At 67.7% G+C, this 13,782-nt stretch carries 11 protein-coding genes and 1 pseudogene; 6 read left to right on the top strand and 6 right to left on the bottom strand.

The window, feature by feature from the left end:
- Positions 1-51: 51 nt before the first annotated feature.
- The 4 genes and pseudogenes from GOAMI_RS07235 (at position 52) to GOAMI_RS07220 (ending at position 5,429) form a co-directional block, all read left to right on the top strand.
- The gene (locus GOAMI_RS07235) at positions 52-810 is read left to right on the top strand and encodes a VOC family protein (protein WP_006435790.1); all 759 of its coding nucleotides are present in this window, start codon (positions 52-54) and stop codon (positions 808-810) included.
- A gap of 285 nt (positions 811-1,095) precedes the next feature.
- Positions 1,096-3,642: an ATP-dependent Clp protease ATP-binding subunit gene (locus tag GOAMI_RS07230; RefSeq protein WP_006435788.1), complete on the top strand. Its 2,547-nt coding sequence runs from the start codon at positions 1,096-1,098 to the stop codon at positions 3,640-3,642.
- A 106-nt stretch (positions 3,643-3,748) separates the two neighbouring features.
- Positions 3,749-4,615, top strand: a pseudogene (locus GOAMI_RS07225) (enoyl-CoA hydratase-related protein).
- 316 nt (positions 4,616-4,931) lie between these two features.
- Positions 4,932-5,429, top strand: coding sequence for an HNH endonuclease (locus tag GOAMI_RS07220; RefSeq protein WP_006435784.1), 498 nt, complete (start codon positions 4,932-4,934; stop codon positions 5,427-5,429).
- A 14-nt stretch (positions 5,430-5,443) separates the two neighbouring features.
- Here the strand turns inward: GOAMI_RS07220 and GOAMI_RS07215 are convergent, their stop codons facing one another.
- Together GOAMI_RS07215 and GOAMI_RS07210 are read right to left on the bottom strand one after the other, a co-directional pair.
- Positions 5,444-6,136, bottom strand: a complete 693-nt coding sequence (locus tag GOAMI_RS07215) for a DUF305 domain-containing protein (RefSeq protein WP_006435783.1) — start codon at positions 6,134-6,136, stop codon at positions 5,444-5,446.
- Positions 6,133-7,671, bottom strand: coding sequence for an LVIVD repeat-containing protein (locus GOAMI_RS07210; RefSeq protein ID WP_006435782.1), 1,539 nt, complete (start codon positions 7,669-7,671; stop codon positions 6,133-6,135). Before GOAMI_RS07210 ends, GOAMI_RS07215 begins: the two co-directional genes overlap by 4 nt.
- Positions 7,672-7,891: 220 nt before the next feature.
- Between GOAMI_RS07210 and GOAMI_RS07205 the strand changes: the two genes are divergently transcribed.
- Positions 7,892-8,143, top strand: a complete 252-nt coding sequence (locus GOAMI_RS07205; RefSeq protein WP_006435781.1) for a hypothetical protein — start codon at positions 7,892-7,894, stop codon at positions 8,141-8,143.
- An 8-nt stretch (positions 8,144-8,151) separates the two neighbouring features.
- Here GOAMI_RS07205 and GOAMI_RS07200 read toward each other — a convergent pair whose 3' ends face one another.
- Both GOAMI_RS07200 and GOAMI_RS07195 read right to left on the bottom strand, forming a co-directional pair.
- On the bottom strand, positions 8,152-9,384 hold the full coding sequence (locus GOAMI_RS07200; protein ID WP_006435780.1) for an MFS transporter: 1,233 nt from the start codon (positions 9,382-9,384) through the stop codon (positions 8,152-8,154).
- A 25-nt stretch (positions 9,385-9,409) separates the two neighbouring features.
- On the bottom strand, positions 9,410-10,306 hold the full coding sequence (locus GOAMI_RS07195; protein WP_006435779.1) for an alpha/beta fold hydrolase: 897 nt from the start codon (positions 10,304-10,306) through the stop codon (positions 9,410-9,412).
- A 105-nt stretch (positions 10,307-10,411) separates the two neighbouring features.
- Here GOAMI_RS07195 and GOAMI_RS07190 point away from each other — a divergent pair, with 105 nt between their 5' ends.
- Entirely contained in the window at positions 10,412-11,104 is a 693-nt protein-coding gene (locus GOAMI_RS07190; protein ID WP_006435778.1) for an SDR family NAD(P)-dependent oxidoreductase, read from the top strand.
- 8 nt (positions 11,105-11,112) lie between these two features.
- Here the strand turns inward: GOAMI_RS07190 and GOAMI_RS07185 are convergent, their stop codons facing one another.
- Both GOAMI_RS07185 and GOAMI_RS07180 read right to left on the bottom strand, forming a co-directional pair.
- Positions 11,113-12,528 (bottom strand): amidohydrolase family protein, encoded by a 1,416-nt coding sequence (locus tag GOAMI_RS07185; RefSeq protein WP_006435777.1) that lies wholly within the window; start codon positions 12,526-12,528, stop codon positions 11,113-11,115.
- A complete protein-coding gene (locus tag GOAMI_RS07180; protein ID WP_006435776.1) occupies positions 12,525-13,766 on the bottom strand; it encodes a CoA transferase in 1,242 nt (413 codons plus the stop codon). The genes GOAMI_RS07185 and GOAMI_RS07180 overlap by 4 nt, the downstream gene beginning before the upstream one ends.
- Between the last annotated feature and the right edge of the window lie 16 nt (positions 13,767-13,782).

Below are 13,782 nucleotides of genomic sequence, written 5' to 3'. Positions count from 1 at the left end.
CGACTCGGTCGTGACCGATGAATTCGGCGCCCTCGTCCGGTCAGGATTGGTATGGCAACCGCAACGATCGGCTCGATGCTCCTGTCCAGCGACGACCCCGCACGACTCGCGCACTGGTACGCGACGGCGTTCGAGGCGAAGGTCGAGTCCACCGGCGACGGTGGGCCCGGCTACGACGTCGTCGAACTCGACGGCTTCTACCTCATGTTCGACAAACGCGACGATGTGTCCGGCCCCAACCGCGACGGCGCCCGCTCGATCCTGAACGTGGAGGTCGACGACCCGCGCGCGACCGCTGCGCGCCTGGACTCGCTCGGCGCCGTGTGGATCAGTCCGCTCGAGGAACGCGACGGCAACTTCCTCGGGACGGCCACCGATCCCGACGGCAACTGGATCCAGATCGTCTGGCTCTCCGACGCGGAGGAGATCGCGATGGGGCCGCCCGCGTCGACGTGCAGCGCTTTCGCGGTCCGCGACCTCGACGAGGCCGAGCGCTTCTATCGGGACGTCCTCGGAATGCGGGTACTGCGCTATCCGATGGGGGTGGCCGGTGTCCGGGTGAGCCGTCGGACGACGGTGATGGTGTACCCGAAGGACCATCACCGGCCGGCGACGTTCACCGTGCTGAACATCGTCGTGGACGACCTCGCGCAGACGGTCGACGACCTCGTCGGCAAGGGGGTCGAGATCTTGCGCTACGACGGTTTCGAGCACGACGAGCGGGGCATCGTGCGGGGTGGTGACGGGGAGCCGGACATCGCCTGGTTCACCGACCCGTCGGGCAATATTCTCTCGGTGTTGTCGGTCTGAGCCCGGTTCTTCCTCATATCGGGTGATATCGGGTGATCCGGCGGCCCGTTCGCTCTCGGCGTAGCGGACCGGGAACACCGCCCCGGCCTGCGCAGTTGTACAGTGCACATCCCCGCCGTCGCGGTCAATCCGTGCAGTCTGCACGGGCGTTAACTGCAGGTACACCCAAGACGACCTCTAGAGTAGAAGCAGGCTGGTCGTCGCCTACCCGCACCGCGTTGTCCCGACCGGACACACGAGGTGGTTCTCGCGGCGGCCGGGGCGCTAGCAATGTGAGGGAGAACAATGTTCGAACGGTTCACCGACCGCGCGCGACGGGTTGTGGTTCTGGCCCAAGAAGAAGCGCGGATGCTCAACCACAATTACATCGGTACCGAGCACATCCTCCTCGGCCTCATCCACGAGGGCGAGGGCGTGGCTGCCAAGGCGCTCGAGTCGCTCGGGATCTCTCTGGAAGGTGTCCGCAGTCAGGTCGAGGAGATCATCGGCCAGGGCCAGCAGGCGCCGTCCGGGCACATCCCGTTCACCCCGCGTGCCAAGAAGGTGCTGGAGCTCTCGCTGCGCGAGGCCCTGCAGCTCGGCCACAACTACATCGGTACCGAGCACATCCTGCTCGGCCTCATCCGCGAGGGTGAGGGTGTCGCCGCGCAGGTCCTGGTCAAGCTCGGCGCCGACCTCAACCGGGTCCGCCAGCAGGTCATCCAGCTCCTGAGCGGCTACCAGGGCAAGGAACCGCAGGAGGCGGGCACCGGCGGTCGCAGCAGCGAGTCCGGCACCCCGTCCACCTCGCTGGTCCTCGACCAGTTCGGTCGCAACCTGACCGCTGCCGCCGCCGAGGGCAAACTCGACCCGGTCATCGGCCGGGAAAAGGAAATCGAGCGGGTCATGCAGGTCCTGAGCCGCCGCACCAAGAACAACCCTGTTCTCATCGGCGAGCCCGGCGTCGGCAAGACCGCCGTCGTCGAGGGCCTCGCGCAGGCAATCGTCAACGGCCAGGTCCCCGAGACGCTCAAGGACAAGCAGCTCTACACCCTCGACCTCGGTTCGCTGGTCGCGGGCAGCCGCTACCGCGGTGACTTCGAGGAACGCCTGAAGAAGGTGCTCAAGGAGATCAACACCCGCGGCGACATCATCCTGTTCATCGACGAGCTGCACACGCTCGTCGGCGCAGGTGCCGCCGAGGGCGCGATCGACGCCGCCAGCATCCTCAAGCCGAAGCTGGCCCGCGGCGAGCTGCAGACCATCGGTGCGACGACCCTCGACGAGTACCGCAAGTACATCGAGAAGGACGCCGCTCTCGAGCGTCGCTTCCAGCCGGTCCAGGTCGGCGAGCCGTCGGTCGAGCACACCATCGAGATCCTCAAGGGTCTGCGTGACCGCTACGAGTCGCATCACCGCGTCTCGATCACCGACGGTGCGCTCGTCGCCGCCGCCACGTTGGCCGATCGCTACATCAACGACCGGTTCCTGCCGGACAAGGCGATCGACCTCATCGACGAGGCCGGCGCACGCATGCGCATCCGCCGGATGACCGCGCCGCCAGACCTGCGCGAGTTCGACGACCGCATCGCCGACGCACGCAAGGAGAAGGAGAGCGCGATCGACGCGCAGGACTTCGAGAAGGCCGCCAGCCTCCGCGACAAGGAGAAGCAGCTGGTCGCCGAGCGTGCCGAGCGGGAGAAGCAGTGGCGCAGCGGCGACATGGACGTCGTGGCCGAGGTCGACGACGAGCAGATCGCCGAGGTCCTGGGCAACTGGACCGGTATCCCGGTGTTCAAGCTCACCGAGGAGGAGACCACGCGTCTGCTCCGCATGGAGGAGGAGCTGCACAAGCGGATCATCGGCCAGGAGGACGCCGTCAAGGCGGTCTCGAAGGCGATCCGCCGCACCCGCGCCGGCCTGAAGGATCCGAAGCGCCCGTCGGGCTCGTTCATCTTCGCCGGCCCGTCCGGTGTCGGTAAGACCGAGCTCTCCAAGGCACTGGCCAACTTCCTGTTCGGCGAGGACGACGCGCTCATCCAGATCGACATGGGCGAGTTCCACGACCGGTTCACCGCGTCGCGTCTGTTCGGTGCCCCTCCCGGCTACGTCGGTTACGAAGAGGGCGGCCAGCTCACCGAGAAGGTGCGCCGCAAGCCGTTCTCGGTGGTGCTGTTCGACGAGATCGAGAAGGCCCACTCGGAGATCTACAACACCCTGCTGCAGGTCCTCGAGGACGGCCGTCTCACCGACGGTCAGGGTCGTACGGTCGACTTCAAGAACACCGTGCTGATCTTCACCTCGAACCTCGGTACGAGCGACATCTCCAAGGCCGTGGGCATGGGCTTCTCGTCGAAGGACGACACCAAGTCCGGCTACGAGCGGATGAAGCAGAAGGTCAACGACGAGCTCAAGAAGCACTTCCGGCCCGAGTTCCTCAACCGTATCGACGACATCGTCGTGTTCCACCAGCTCACGCGTGACGAGATCATCCAGATGGTCGACCTCATGCTGACGCGCGTGGAAGCTGCGCTGAAGAACAAGGACATGGCCCTCGAGGTCACCGACCGCGCGAAGTCGCTGCTGGCCAAGCGCGGTTTCGATCCGGTGCTCGGTGCGCGTCCGCTGCGTCGCACCATCCAGCGCGAGATCGAGGACCAGCTCTCGGAGAAGATCCTGTTCGGCGACATCGCGCCCGGACAGATCGTCCTGGTCGACGTCGAGGGTTGGGACGGCGAAGGCGACGGCGAGGACGCCAAGTTCACCTTCACCGGTTCGGAGAAGCCGCGTGCGGTTCCGGATGCACCGGTCGAGCTGTCCAAGGCAGGCGACGGCGGTTCGGACGCGAGCTGACCTCAGCTGATCTGACACAGACGGCGGCGTCACCCGAAAGGGTGGCGCCGCCGTTTTGTATCGGCCGCCCGCATCGTCGGTGACGGCTCTCGATAGCATCACCCGTGTGACGAGCGATACATCAAAGGCCGGCCGGAAGGCCACCCAGGCCGAACCCACCATCACCGTCGAGCGCGACGGCGACATCGCGATCTTCCGGCTCAACCGCCCCGATCGTCTCAACGCCTTCACGGTGCAGATGGGTGAGGAGCTCCGAGCGGCATTCGACGAGACCGACGCCGACGACTCCGTGCGCGCCGTGGTGCTCACCGGTACCGGTCGGGCGTTCTGCGCCGGCGCCGACCTGGAGGAAGGCGGGTCCACCTTCGACGCATCCTCGGAGGTCGCCGGCGACGAAGGTCCCGGCAGACGAGGGCGGCAAACTGACGCTGCGCATGTTCGCCTCGCTGAAGCCGATCGTCGCCGCGATCAACGGTCCGTCGGCCGGTGTCGGCGTCACCATGACCCTGCCCGCCGACGTCCGGATCGCTTCCGAAGATGCCAAGTTCGGCTTCGTCTTCGCCGCCCGCGGCCTCGTCCCCGAGGCGGCGTCGAGCTGGTTCCCCGCGACTCGTCGGCCTGCCGACCGCTCTGCAGTGGACGATCGGCGCCAAGATGGTGCAGGTCGACGAGGCGCACGAGCGCGGACTGATCTTAGCAGGTCGTGCCGAAGGACAAGGTCCTCGAGACCGCGATCGCCGTGGCGCGTGAGATGACCGCGGGCAGTGCCCCCGTCTCGGCCGCGCTGACCCGCCAGCTGTTGTGGCGGATGGCCGGGGCGCCCAGCCCGCTCGACGCCCATCACGCCGATTCGAAGGCGATCTTCTATCGCGGCCAGTCCGGCGACGTCTACGAGGGCGTCATGTCGTTCCTGGAGAAGCGGTCGGCGACGTACCCGAACACGGTGTCGGAGGACCTCCCCGACATCTTCTGAGTTCGGCCCGGAAGCCGCGAACACACTGTGTTCAGCACGTGAACATCGGCGAACACACGGCTTGAACGGTGGCAGGCTGCGCTGACCGCGGTTATCGTGGCGGACAGCAGGCCAGAAGAGAACTGAGAGGAGGTGGCGCAGATGTCGATCGGTATGGCGGTGTTCGTTCGCGAGTGGCGGATGACCGACCTCGGCTGCCGGTACGGGCTACCAGCCCGAACCCGGTCCGGACCAATCACATCCAGCGTCACCAGTTCCTGAGGTCGTGAACCTCGATGGTCGGCGCGCTCACTCGCCCACGCATCGAGGAGTATCCATGACCATCTTCGTCACGAATGCGGGATTACAGATCCTCGCGCGCGTCACCTGGCGGCGCGCTGCCGTCTTGCTGACCACCGAGGTCGCGCGCAACGTCGAGGGCACCCCCTTGATGCGCGTGGTCCATTCGCCGACGGTGTCACTGCCCATTCACAAGGTGGTGGCGATCAAGCGGGACGCCTATCGCCCGTACGCAGGCAAGACGATGGATTCCTACGCCTCCAATGCAACGATCCTCCGTCGTGACCAGTGGATCTGCGCCTACTGCGACGGTCCGGCTGACACGGTGGACCACATCGTGCCGGTATCCCAGGGCGGGCCCAGCACATTCGGCAACCAGGTCGCGGCGTGCAAGTCCTGCAACGGTTTCAAGGCCAATCGCACCCCGCGGAAAGCCGGAATGGCGTTGCGGCACGCCCCCTTCGTCTACGACCCGTGGGCCGTGGACCAGAAAGAGGTCTGGGAGATGTTCACGTTGCATCCCAAGACCGACTGACGGCCCAGAGGGGTTCAGGTGGGCAGGGGTTCAGCGCCGCGTTCCTTCAGGAGCATCGACATCTGACCGATTTCGTTGCCCTGATCGCCGAGCATGTTCAGGGCGAGTTGCTTTGTCGCCGGCCCGGAACGGTCGTCGTTGTACGCAGCCTGAGCCATGTCGAGGCCGCCGCGGTGGTGCCGGATCATCAACTGCAGGAACAGTTTCTCGGCCTCGTCGCCACGCAGTGTGGCGAGCCGGCCGAGTTCGTCGGTGCTCGCCATCCCCGGCATGGGTGGGGTGCCGGGCGTCGCCGCCGACGGATGGCCGTGTGTACGCAGATCGTCGTGGGGCATCCATGACATCGGCGAGTCCGAGGTCAGCGGCAGCCCGAAGAACTGCAGCCAGCCGCGCATGGTCGCACTCTCCGCGGACTGGGCGACGACGAGCTGGTCGGCCAGTCCGCGGATGGTCGGGTCCACATCGGGGGCGGCGAGAATAGTCCGGGCCATGAGCAGTGCCTGATCGTGGTGCGCCGACATGTCCTGTGCGAAGCCGATGTCGGCAGCACTCATCGTCGTCACGTCGTCCCGTGACCCCGGTGACCACACCGAACCCACGACGATTCCGATCGCCACGAGCAGTACCGCCAGCGAGGTCAGTCCGGCGATCTGCGGCCACGCGGGTCGCTGTCTGCCGGTGCGCCTGTCGGTGTGCCGTTCGGTCATCCGAGGAACGAATCCTGATCCGGCGGCGGGGTGTAGACCCGGCTGCTCAACTCGAGCGCGTAGAAACCGCCGTCGGAGCAGGTGGTGAAGATCTTGTTGCCGCGGAACTCGGGTGGCGAGAAGCACCAGTCGGTGGCCATGTCACCGCCCACGACCATGCCGATCCGCGGCCCGATCATCTCGTTCAGCTTGGCTCGCCCGTTCGCGAGAGACATTCCGAGGCTGAAGAACTCGATGGCCGGTACGCCGATGAGCGAGCCGAGCACGTGTGGGGAATTGGGCCGGCTGAGCGCGGTGGCGCCCTTCTGCGCCGGCGGGTTGTAATAGGCGATCTCCTTGATCGCGGACAGGTCGCGGATGTCGAACACACGGATGCCCGATGACTCCCACGCGCAGGCCAATGCCGTCGGATCCTTCGCACGGTCGACCGCGCAGTAGTGCGGGTTGCTGCCGAACAACGAACCGCCCATGGACGACCGGAACTGGGTGTCCTGATGCTCGGGCAGGTTGATCTCGAGCTTGAGTTGGGCGGCGTACCGCGGTGTGTTGACCCGGGAGACGTCGAAGATCTTCACGCCGCCCGAACCGCCCTCATCGGCGGTGATGACGTGCGGTGTACCCCGATAGGTGACCGGGATCGAGTGCTGGTTGATCTGGCCGTCGGGCCACAGATACGCGGCCACATGTGGGACCTGTGGGTAGGGTGCACGCCGTTGTACGGCGCTGATGTCGAGGACCGTGACACCCGCCATGTTCGACAGGTACATGCGGTTGCCGTCGGGCGTGATGCCGAAACCGTGCCCCAGGAAGCTGTGCAGACCCTGCCAGATCACCCGCGGATTGCGCAGGTCGGAGACGTCAATCGCACTCAGGTGCCCCGGAGCGACCCCCGAGGCCCAGTACGTCCGGCCGTCGGGCGACCAGCCACCCTCGTGCGAGGTGAACGGGATGGGGTAGGCGATGCCGCCGCCGCGGGCATTGAGCAGCTTGGGACGGGTGCAGTCGGAGATGTCGTAGACCGCGAAGAAGCCGGCACCCCACAGAAGCGGAACGCCGGTCGCGGCGAGCAACTTGCGCTTCTTGTTGACCTTCAGGGTCTCCCAGGTGCCGCCGCGCATCGCGGTGTCGGTGAGCGAGCCCACCACTCGCGGCTTCCGAGGATCGGAGGCATCGATGACCTGGACGCCCGGCTGGGGCATGAAGTTGTTGCCGGGGAACAGGCTTCCGGTGTAGCTGCAGTGCTCGAACGACGCCGACACGATGCCGCCGCCGGCGCCGGTCACGTTGCCGAGTTTCGTCAGGTTGCAGTGGTAGCCACGCATGCTGCGACCGGACAACCGGTCCTCGGCGCTGACGTCGCCCTGCAGGCCGGGCTCCGGTCGTGAGCCCGGACCGCAATCGGCCTTCGGTACCGAGCTTTCGAAGATGTCCGGGAACCAGTGGTTCGCGGCGGTCGCCGGTGCGGACACCAGCATCGTCGACACGAGCAGCGCCCCGACGACGAGGCAGGTGACCGTGTGCAGTCGCCGCCGCATTGTGTGAATACCCCATCGACCTGGCGTCATCGCCCCTCCGATCGTGACCTGAGTCACGCTAACCCGGCGTGGTGAGACGACGGGGCACATTCGTCGAAAGACGCACGTCGGCCGACCGAACGACTCCGGGACAGCCGCGGAACATTCCCGGCCCGCTCCCGCTCCAAGTACACGAACGCAGCAGACAGCCCGCACCGGCGGGCACCACGAAAGGAACACCATGAGCACCCAGATCCCCGCAGACGGAATCCTGGTCGAAACCGACGACGACGGCTACGCCGAGTCGATCGCCTACGACACCAACGACGACGGCGCGATCGACCTGATCGAGGCCGACAGCGACGATGACGGCTACACCGACATCGCGGTCGCCGACACCGACTGCGATGGCATCTTCGACACCGCGGTCGACGATCAGGGCAACGTCGAGGTCGGCGACTTCGGCAGCATCGACGGAAGCGACGCCGTCTGATCCAGGGCTCAGTCGATGGCGGGTTCGGGCCCCACCCGCGATCGGCTCCTCCGGTCGGCCGCGAAGGCGAGGAATGCGGCGGCCAGGCATGCGGCCGCGCCGACACCCAACCCCACACGCGGATTCGTGGCCTCGATGATCGCGCCGACGAGCGGACCGCCGATCGGCGTCGACCCCATGAAAGCCACCGACCACAGCGCCATGACCCGTCCTCGCATCCGGGGTTCGGAGTTGAGCTGGAGAGTGGCGTTGCCGGTCGACATGAACGTCACGCTGAGCCAGCCCACCAGGAACAGTGCGCAGATGGCGGTGATCAGGTCCGGTGCCAGCGCCGCCGCGGCGATCGTGATGCCGAATCCGAACGCGGCCAGCGTGAGCGGCCGCAGTCCGATGGTGCCGCGTGCCGCGACGACGAGCCCTCCGACGACCGCGCCGACCCCCATGGCCGAGGTCATGAAACCGAGAGCCTGTGGCCCACCGTCGAAGACGAAGTCGGCGGCAGCCGTCAGGGTGACCGGGAAGTTGTATGCCAGGGTGCCGACCAGGGCCATGGTGGCGAGGGGAATCCACAGTGACGGTATGCCGCGGACGTAGCGGATGCCCTCGCGCAGCTGTCCTTTCGCGCGGGGGACAGGGGGCTCCTGGGTGATCTTCGTGCCGTCGAGCGCGATGAGCGAGACGACCACTGCCAGGAAACTGACCGCGTTGATCGCGAAACACCAACCCGCACCGACGAGTGTGAGGATGACGCCGGCGACGGCCGGACCGACCGCGCGAGCGGCGTTGACCATCACCGAGTTCAACGTGACCGCGTTGCGGATCAGCGATTGCCCGACGATCTGATGAATGAATGCCTGCCGCGCGGGCTGTTCGAAGGCGTGTCCGAGGCCGAGTAGCACGGCGAGGATCGCCACATGCCACACCGCCACCACCCCGGCGAGCGTGAGTGCGGCGAGCACCGCCGCCAGCAGGCCCATCATCGCCTGGAGGACCGTCAGCAATCGCCGACGGTCGACGCGGTCGGCGATGACACCGGCATAGGGTCCGATCAGGAGAACCGGCAGAGCCTGCAGCGCGACGATCAGGCCGAGGACCGACGCCGATCCACTCAACGTCAGCACCAGCCAGGCCTGGGCGGTCGCCTGCATCCAGGAGCCGGTCATCGACACGGACATGCCGGCGAAGAAGATCCGGTAGTTGGGCACGTGCAGAGAGGCGAAGACGCTGTCGCGCGGGGTCATCGACGTCCATGCTAGGCGCGGGGCATCACCCCGGCCCGAGCCCCACCCGCGCCGAGTGCTCGCGGAGAACGTCGTCGATGACGTCCATCAGGGCCAGCGGTTGTTCGAGGGGGATGTGATGACCGGCGCCGGGGAACTCGACCACGCGCGCCGGTTCATCGAGCTCGGAGGTGACGATGTCGATCATCGCCGCCGTCACGACACCGTGCTCGCCGTGGACGACGCTGAGGCGGCAGGCGCTCGGCGGCCGCGGCGGGAGATCCGTCAGATCGTCGGCGAACCCGCGGTCGAACTTCCACCGCCACCCGTCGTCGTCGCGGACGACGGACTGCCGGGCGACATGGTCCTTGGCGTAGTCGAGGCTCGCGTGGTCGGGCACGAGGCGGAACCGTTCGAGCGCTGCGTCGAGCGAGGGATAGTGCTTGCTGCGTCGAGGGATGCCTCCCTCGGGCTGGTCGCGCTGGATCTCGTCCAGCATCTCGGCGTCGAGGACGCGCGAGTCGACGAGCACGAGGTCGGTGATCAGGTCGGGGTGGGCGATCGACGTCCGGATGCCGACGAGGCCGCCGAGGCTGTGTCCCACGAGGACCGCGTGGTCGCCCGCCTGTGCGGCCTCGGCGACGGCGGTGACCTCGTCGGCCCAGTTGTCCAGGGTGTAGGAGTCGCGCCAGTCGCTGTCGCCGTGGCCCGACAGATCGAGGGCGACGACGCGACGTTCTCCCGCATACCGCGGCGCGATGTGGTCCCACCAGCCGGCGTGAGCCGCACCGCCGTGGACCAGGAGGAGGCCGGGCGAGCCGGGTTCACCCCAACAGCGGTAGGCGATGCGCGCACCATGGACGGTGACCGACGAGTGCTCGGGCTTCGTCGCGACGGCCGCGCGGAACCACTCCGGGGCCTCGGAGGTGACGTTCGTGCTCATCGACACAGCCTCTCACGCATAGGGTGAGATGAATGCACACATTCAGACACCTGCGATAGTGTCGCCGATGTCGAACGAAGTGCGAGAGACAAGGACGGACTGGCGATGGCACAAACGGTGATCGTGTCGGGCGGCACGGGCGGACTCGGTTCCGCCGTCACGACGAAGCTGCTCGACGACGGTTGGCGAGTGGTGGTGCCGTGGGTCGTCGAAGAGGAGATGTCGCGGCTTCCCGAGTCCGATCGGCTCGTCACCCTCCGTGCCGATCTGTTCGACGAGTCGTCGGTGGCAGAGGTCGTCGCGACCGCGGCGGGGGAGTCCTCGGCGCCGGTGACCGCGGTGGTCAACCTGGTCGGCGGGTTCGCGATGGGGGAGCGCGTGGACGCGACGCCGGTCGAGGAGTTCGAGCGGCTGCTCCGCCTCAATCTGCGGCCGCTGTATCTGCTGTCCGCGGCGGCGATCCCGAAGCTGATCGAGGCGGGTGGCGGATCGATCGTGGGAGTGTCGGCGAAGGCCGCGTTCGCGCCGTTCTCCGGTGCTGCGGGTTACATCACCTCCAAGGCCGCCGTCTGGGCGTTCATCAGTGCCCTCGCCGCCGAGTACAAGGACGACGCCATCCGGGCCAACGCGATCCTGCCGTCGGTGATCGACACCCCGGGTAACCGGGATAGCCAGCCGGACTCCTCGCGCAAGGGTTGGGTGTCGCCGCAGACGATCGCCGAGACCGTCGCCTTCCTGGTGTCCGACGCGTCCGCCGCGGTGACGGGCGCACAGGTTCCGGTGCCCGGCGTCGGCTGACTGCCGGATCATCCCTCACGCCGGTAGACGATGCGTCCGCGGATCATCGTGCAGTGCAACGCCTCCCGGCCGGACCGCAGTGCTGACTCGAGCGTGTCGTCGAGCAGGACGAGGTCGGCCGGTTCGCCGGTGCGGACCGTTCGTGGCGCTGCGCCCAAGGCGCTCAGCGGCGTCAGGTAACGATCCAACGCCGTCACGCGGTCGAGCTTCTCGTCGGCACCGACCGTGCGGCCGTCCGGGGCGAGACGGTCTGCGGCCGCGGCGATCACTTCCCACGGGTCGACGGGGCCGTACGGTGCGTCACTCGACATCGCAAGCGGCACACCGCGTTCGAGGAGGGATGCGCACCGGTAGAGGTCGGGGACGTCCGAGGCGTCGAGGCGATCCAGATAGTCGTCACCGCGTGCCGCGATGAATCCCGGTTGGGTGACGACGGCGATCTGCGTGTGGCTCAACTCGTCGACGGTCTCGGCGGCGATGATCGCACCGTGTTCGATCCGATCGTCCGGCCGACGGCCGACCTCGTCGAAGGCGGCGAGCAGCAGCAGGAGGGCTTCCCGGGTCACGCAGTGCGCGGCGACCCCGCGTCCCCGCGAATGCGCGGCGCGGATCCGCTCGCACAGGCTTGGGAAGTCGGGGAGGTCGGAATCGGCCAGAACGATCTTGAACGGGCCGACGGTCACCGTCGATGGGAGGTCGGGTGTCGTATCGAGTGGGACTCCCAGTAGATGAAGTCGTTGTGGCACAGCCCCGTTCACATGCGATGAGACCAGTGCGTCGAGGGACTCCGTCGACAGTTCCGGCGTGGCGTCGGTGACGCCGGTGATGCCGAGTCGGGCCAGTTCGGAACCGACCTGCGACAGGTCGGGTGGCCGGGAGTGGCCCATCCGCTCACGAAGCCAGTCGTCGGCGCGCCACACGCGTCCGGTCGGTGCGCCGGAGTCGTCCCGTTCGACACCGGGATGTTCGGCGGTCCGCAACCCGACGGCCTCGGCCGCGGCGGTGTTGAGGAACCACACCGCGCCGCTGCGGTGCTGGATGCGGACCGGTCGGCGGGAGTGGAGCCGATCGAGGGTGGCACAATCCAGCAGCCCGGCAACGGTTTCCACGTATCCGACGCCTCGGACCCAGCCAGCGGGGTCGAGATCGGGGGCGCGGTCCAAGGTGGCGGCGAGATCGTCGGAGCTCGTCACCAGCGGCGGACCGCACTGCACCGACGCGGAGGCCGCCGCGAGCGCGTGGAGGTGGATGTGATGGTCGTGAAGGCCGGGGATGAGCGCTCCGCCGTCGCCGTCGATGATCTCGAATCCTCTGGTCGCGCCGCCTGCGAGATCCACGCCGACCGCCGTGATCACACCGTGGTCGACGGCGACGTCGCGGACTCCCGCGGAGAGGGTCACACGGCGGAACAGTGTCGCGCTCACCGGATGATCCCCAGTCCGGCGAGCACCGAGTTCGTGTCCCGTCCCGACGGTGCGGTGTCGGCGGAACCGGCCCGTGCCCGGGGCGGATCGAGTGGGACTGTGCCGGAATCGGTGTCGACGACCCACTGATCGCCGTCGCGGTACGCGGGTGGCGGCGGTGGTCCGCCGAGGGTCGACGCGACCGTGGCGCGCATCGACAGGTCCCACAGTGCGCCGCGACCGGGACCGGGTTCACACATCGCGAGCGCGGCGGCGGTCAGCCCGGACAGCGGGTCGGCGATCGCGTCGCCCACGAACATCAGGCCCGCGTCGTCTTCGGTGACCAGCCCCGCCGACGCGGCGACGTCGTCGCCGAAGCCGATGCGGTCGGAGTCGCGCCCGGCGGCGGTGATGGAGATCCAGGTGGTTCCGGAGGCGACGAAATCCTCGGCGCGCAGGCCGAATCCGCGCAAAGCCCGTGGTCGGGACGCTTCGATCACGATGTCGGCGGCCGCGACGATTCGTTTCAGCGCGCCGCGTTCGACGTGGAGCGTCGGATCGAGGACGACCGACGCGTGCCCTCCATGCAGCAACCGGTAGAAGTCCTGGTCTCCGCGCCGTGCGCCGTCCGGACGTTGCGGTGTCTCGATCTTCACCACTCGTGCCCCGGCGAGACCCAGCAGGTGTGCGCACAGCGGGCCGGCCCACAGGGCACTGAAGTCGACGACGAGCAGGCCGTCGACCGAACGCGGAATACCATTCGGACGCAACGCGTCACGTGCCTGGCCGGCGATCTCGTCGCCGTGAGCGACACCGCCGCCGGCGATCCCCAACAGGGTGGCGCGTGTGTCGAAATCCGCTCGGGTGTGCTGGGATGTCCACTCGGCGACCGCCGGCCAGACGCTGTCCTCGGTCACCTCGCGTCCGATCAGCGCACCCAGCAGTAGTGGGTCGTCGGGGCGGGCGGAACTCACCGCGACCCAACCGTCGTCGGCGGGCAGGAGGCGCCCTGATCCGCCCGGGGTGAGATCGCCGTGCCGAGAGTGCCCGGTCAGTGCGGCGCGCTCGGCGAGCAGGGTAGCGCCGTCGATGTCGGCGGCGCCGTTGCTCGCCTCCCGAATCCAGTCGCCGAGTTCACGCGCGAGTGTCGCTGCCCGACCCGGCGGGATGAGAGGCGGACCGTCGGATCGGCCGGTGAGATGCGGGATGCCGCTGGCGGCCCAGTCGCGCACCGGATCATGGGACGCATGGCTGGACACGGGCGAAATGCTACCG

The sequence above is a fragment of the Gordonia amicalis NBRC 100051 = JCM 11271 genome (assembly GCF_000332995.1).
GTDB classification, from domain to species: domain Bacteria; phylum Actinomycetota; class Actinomycetes; order Mycobacteriales; family Mycobacteriaceae; genus Gordonia; species Gordonia amicalis.
This window is presented reverse-complemented; position numbering and strand designations above follow the sequence as displayed.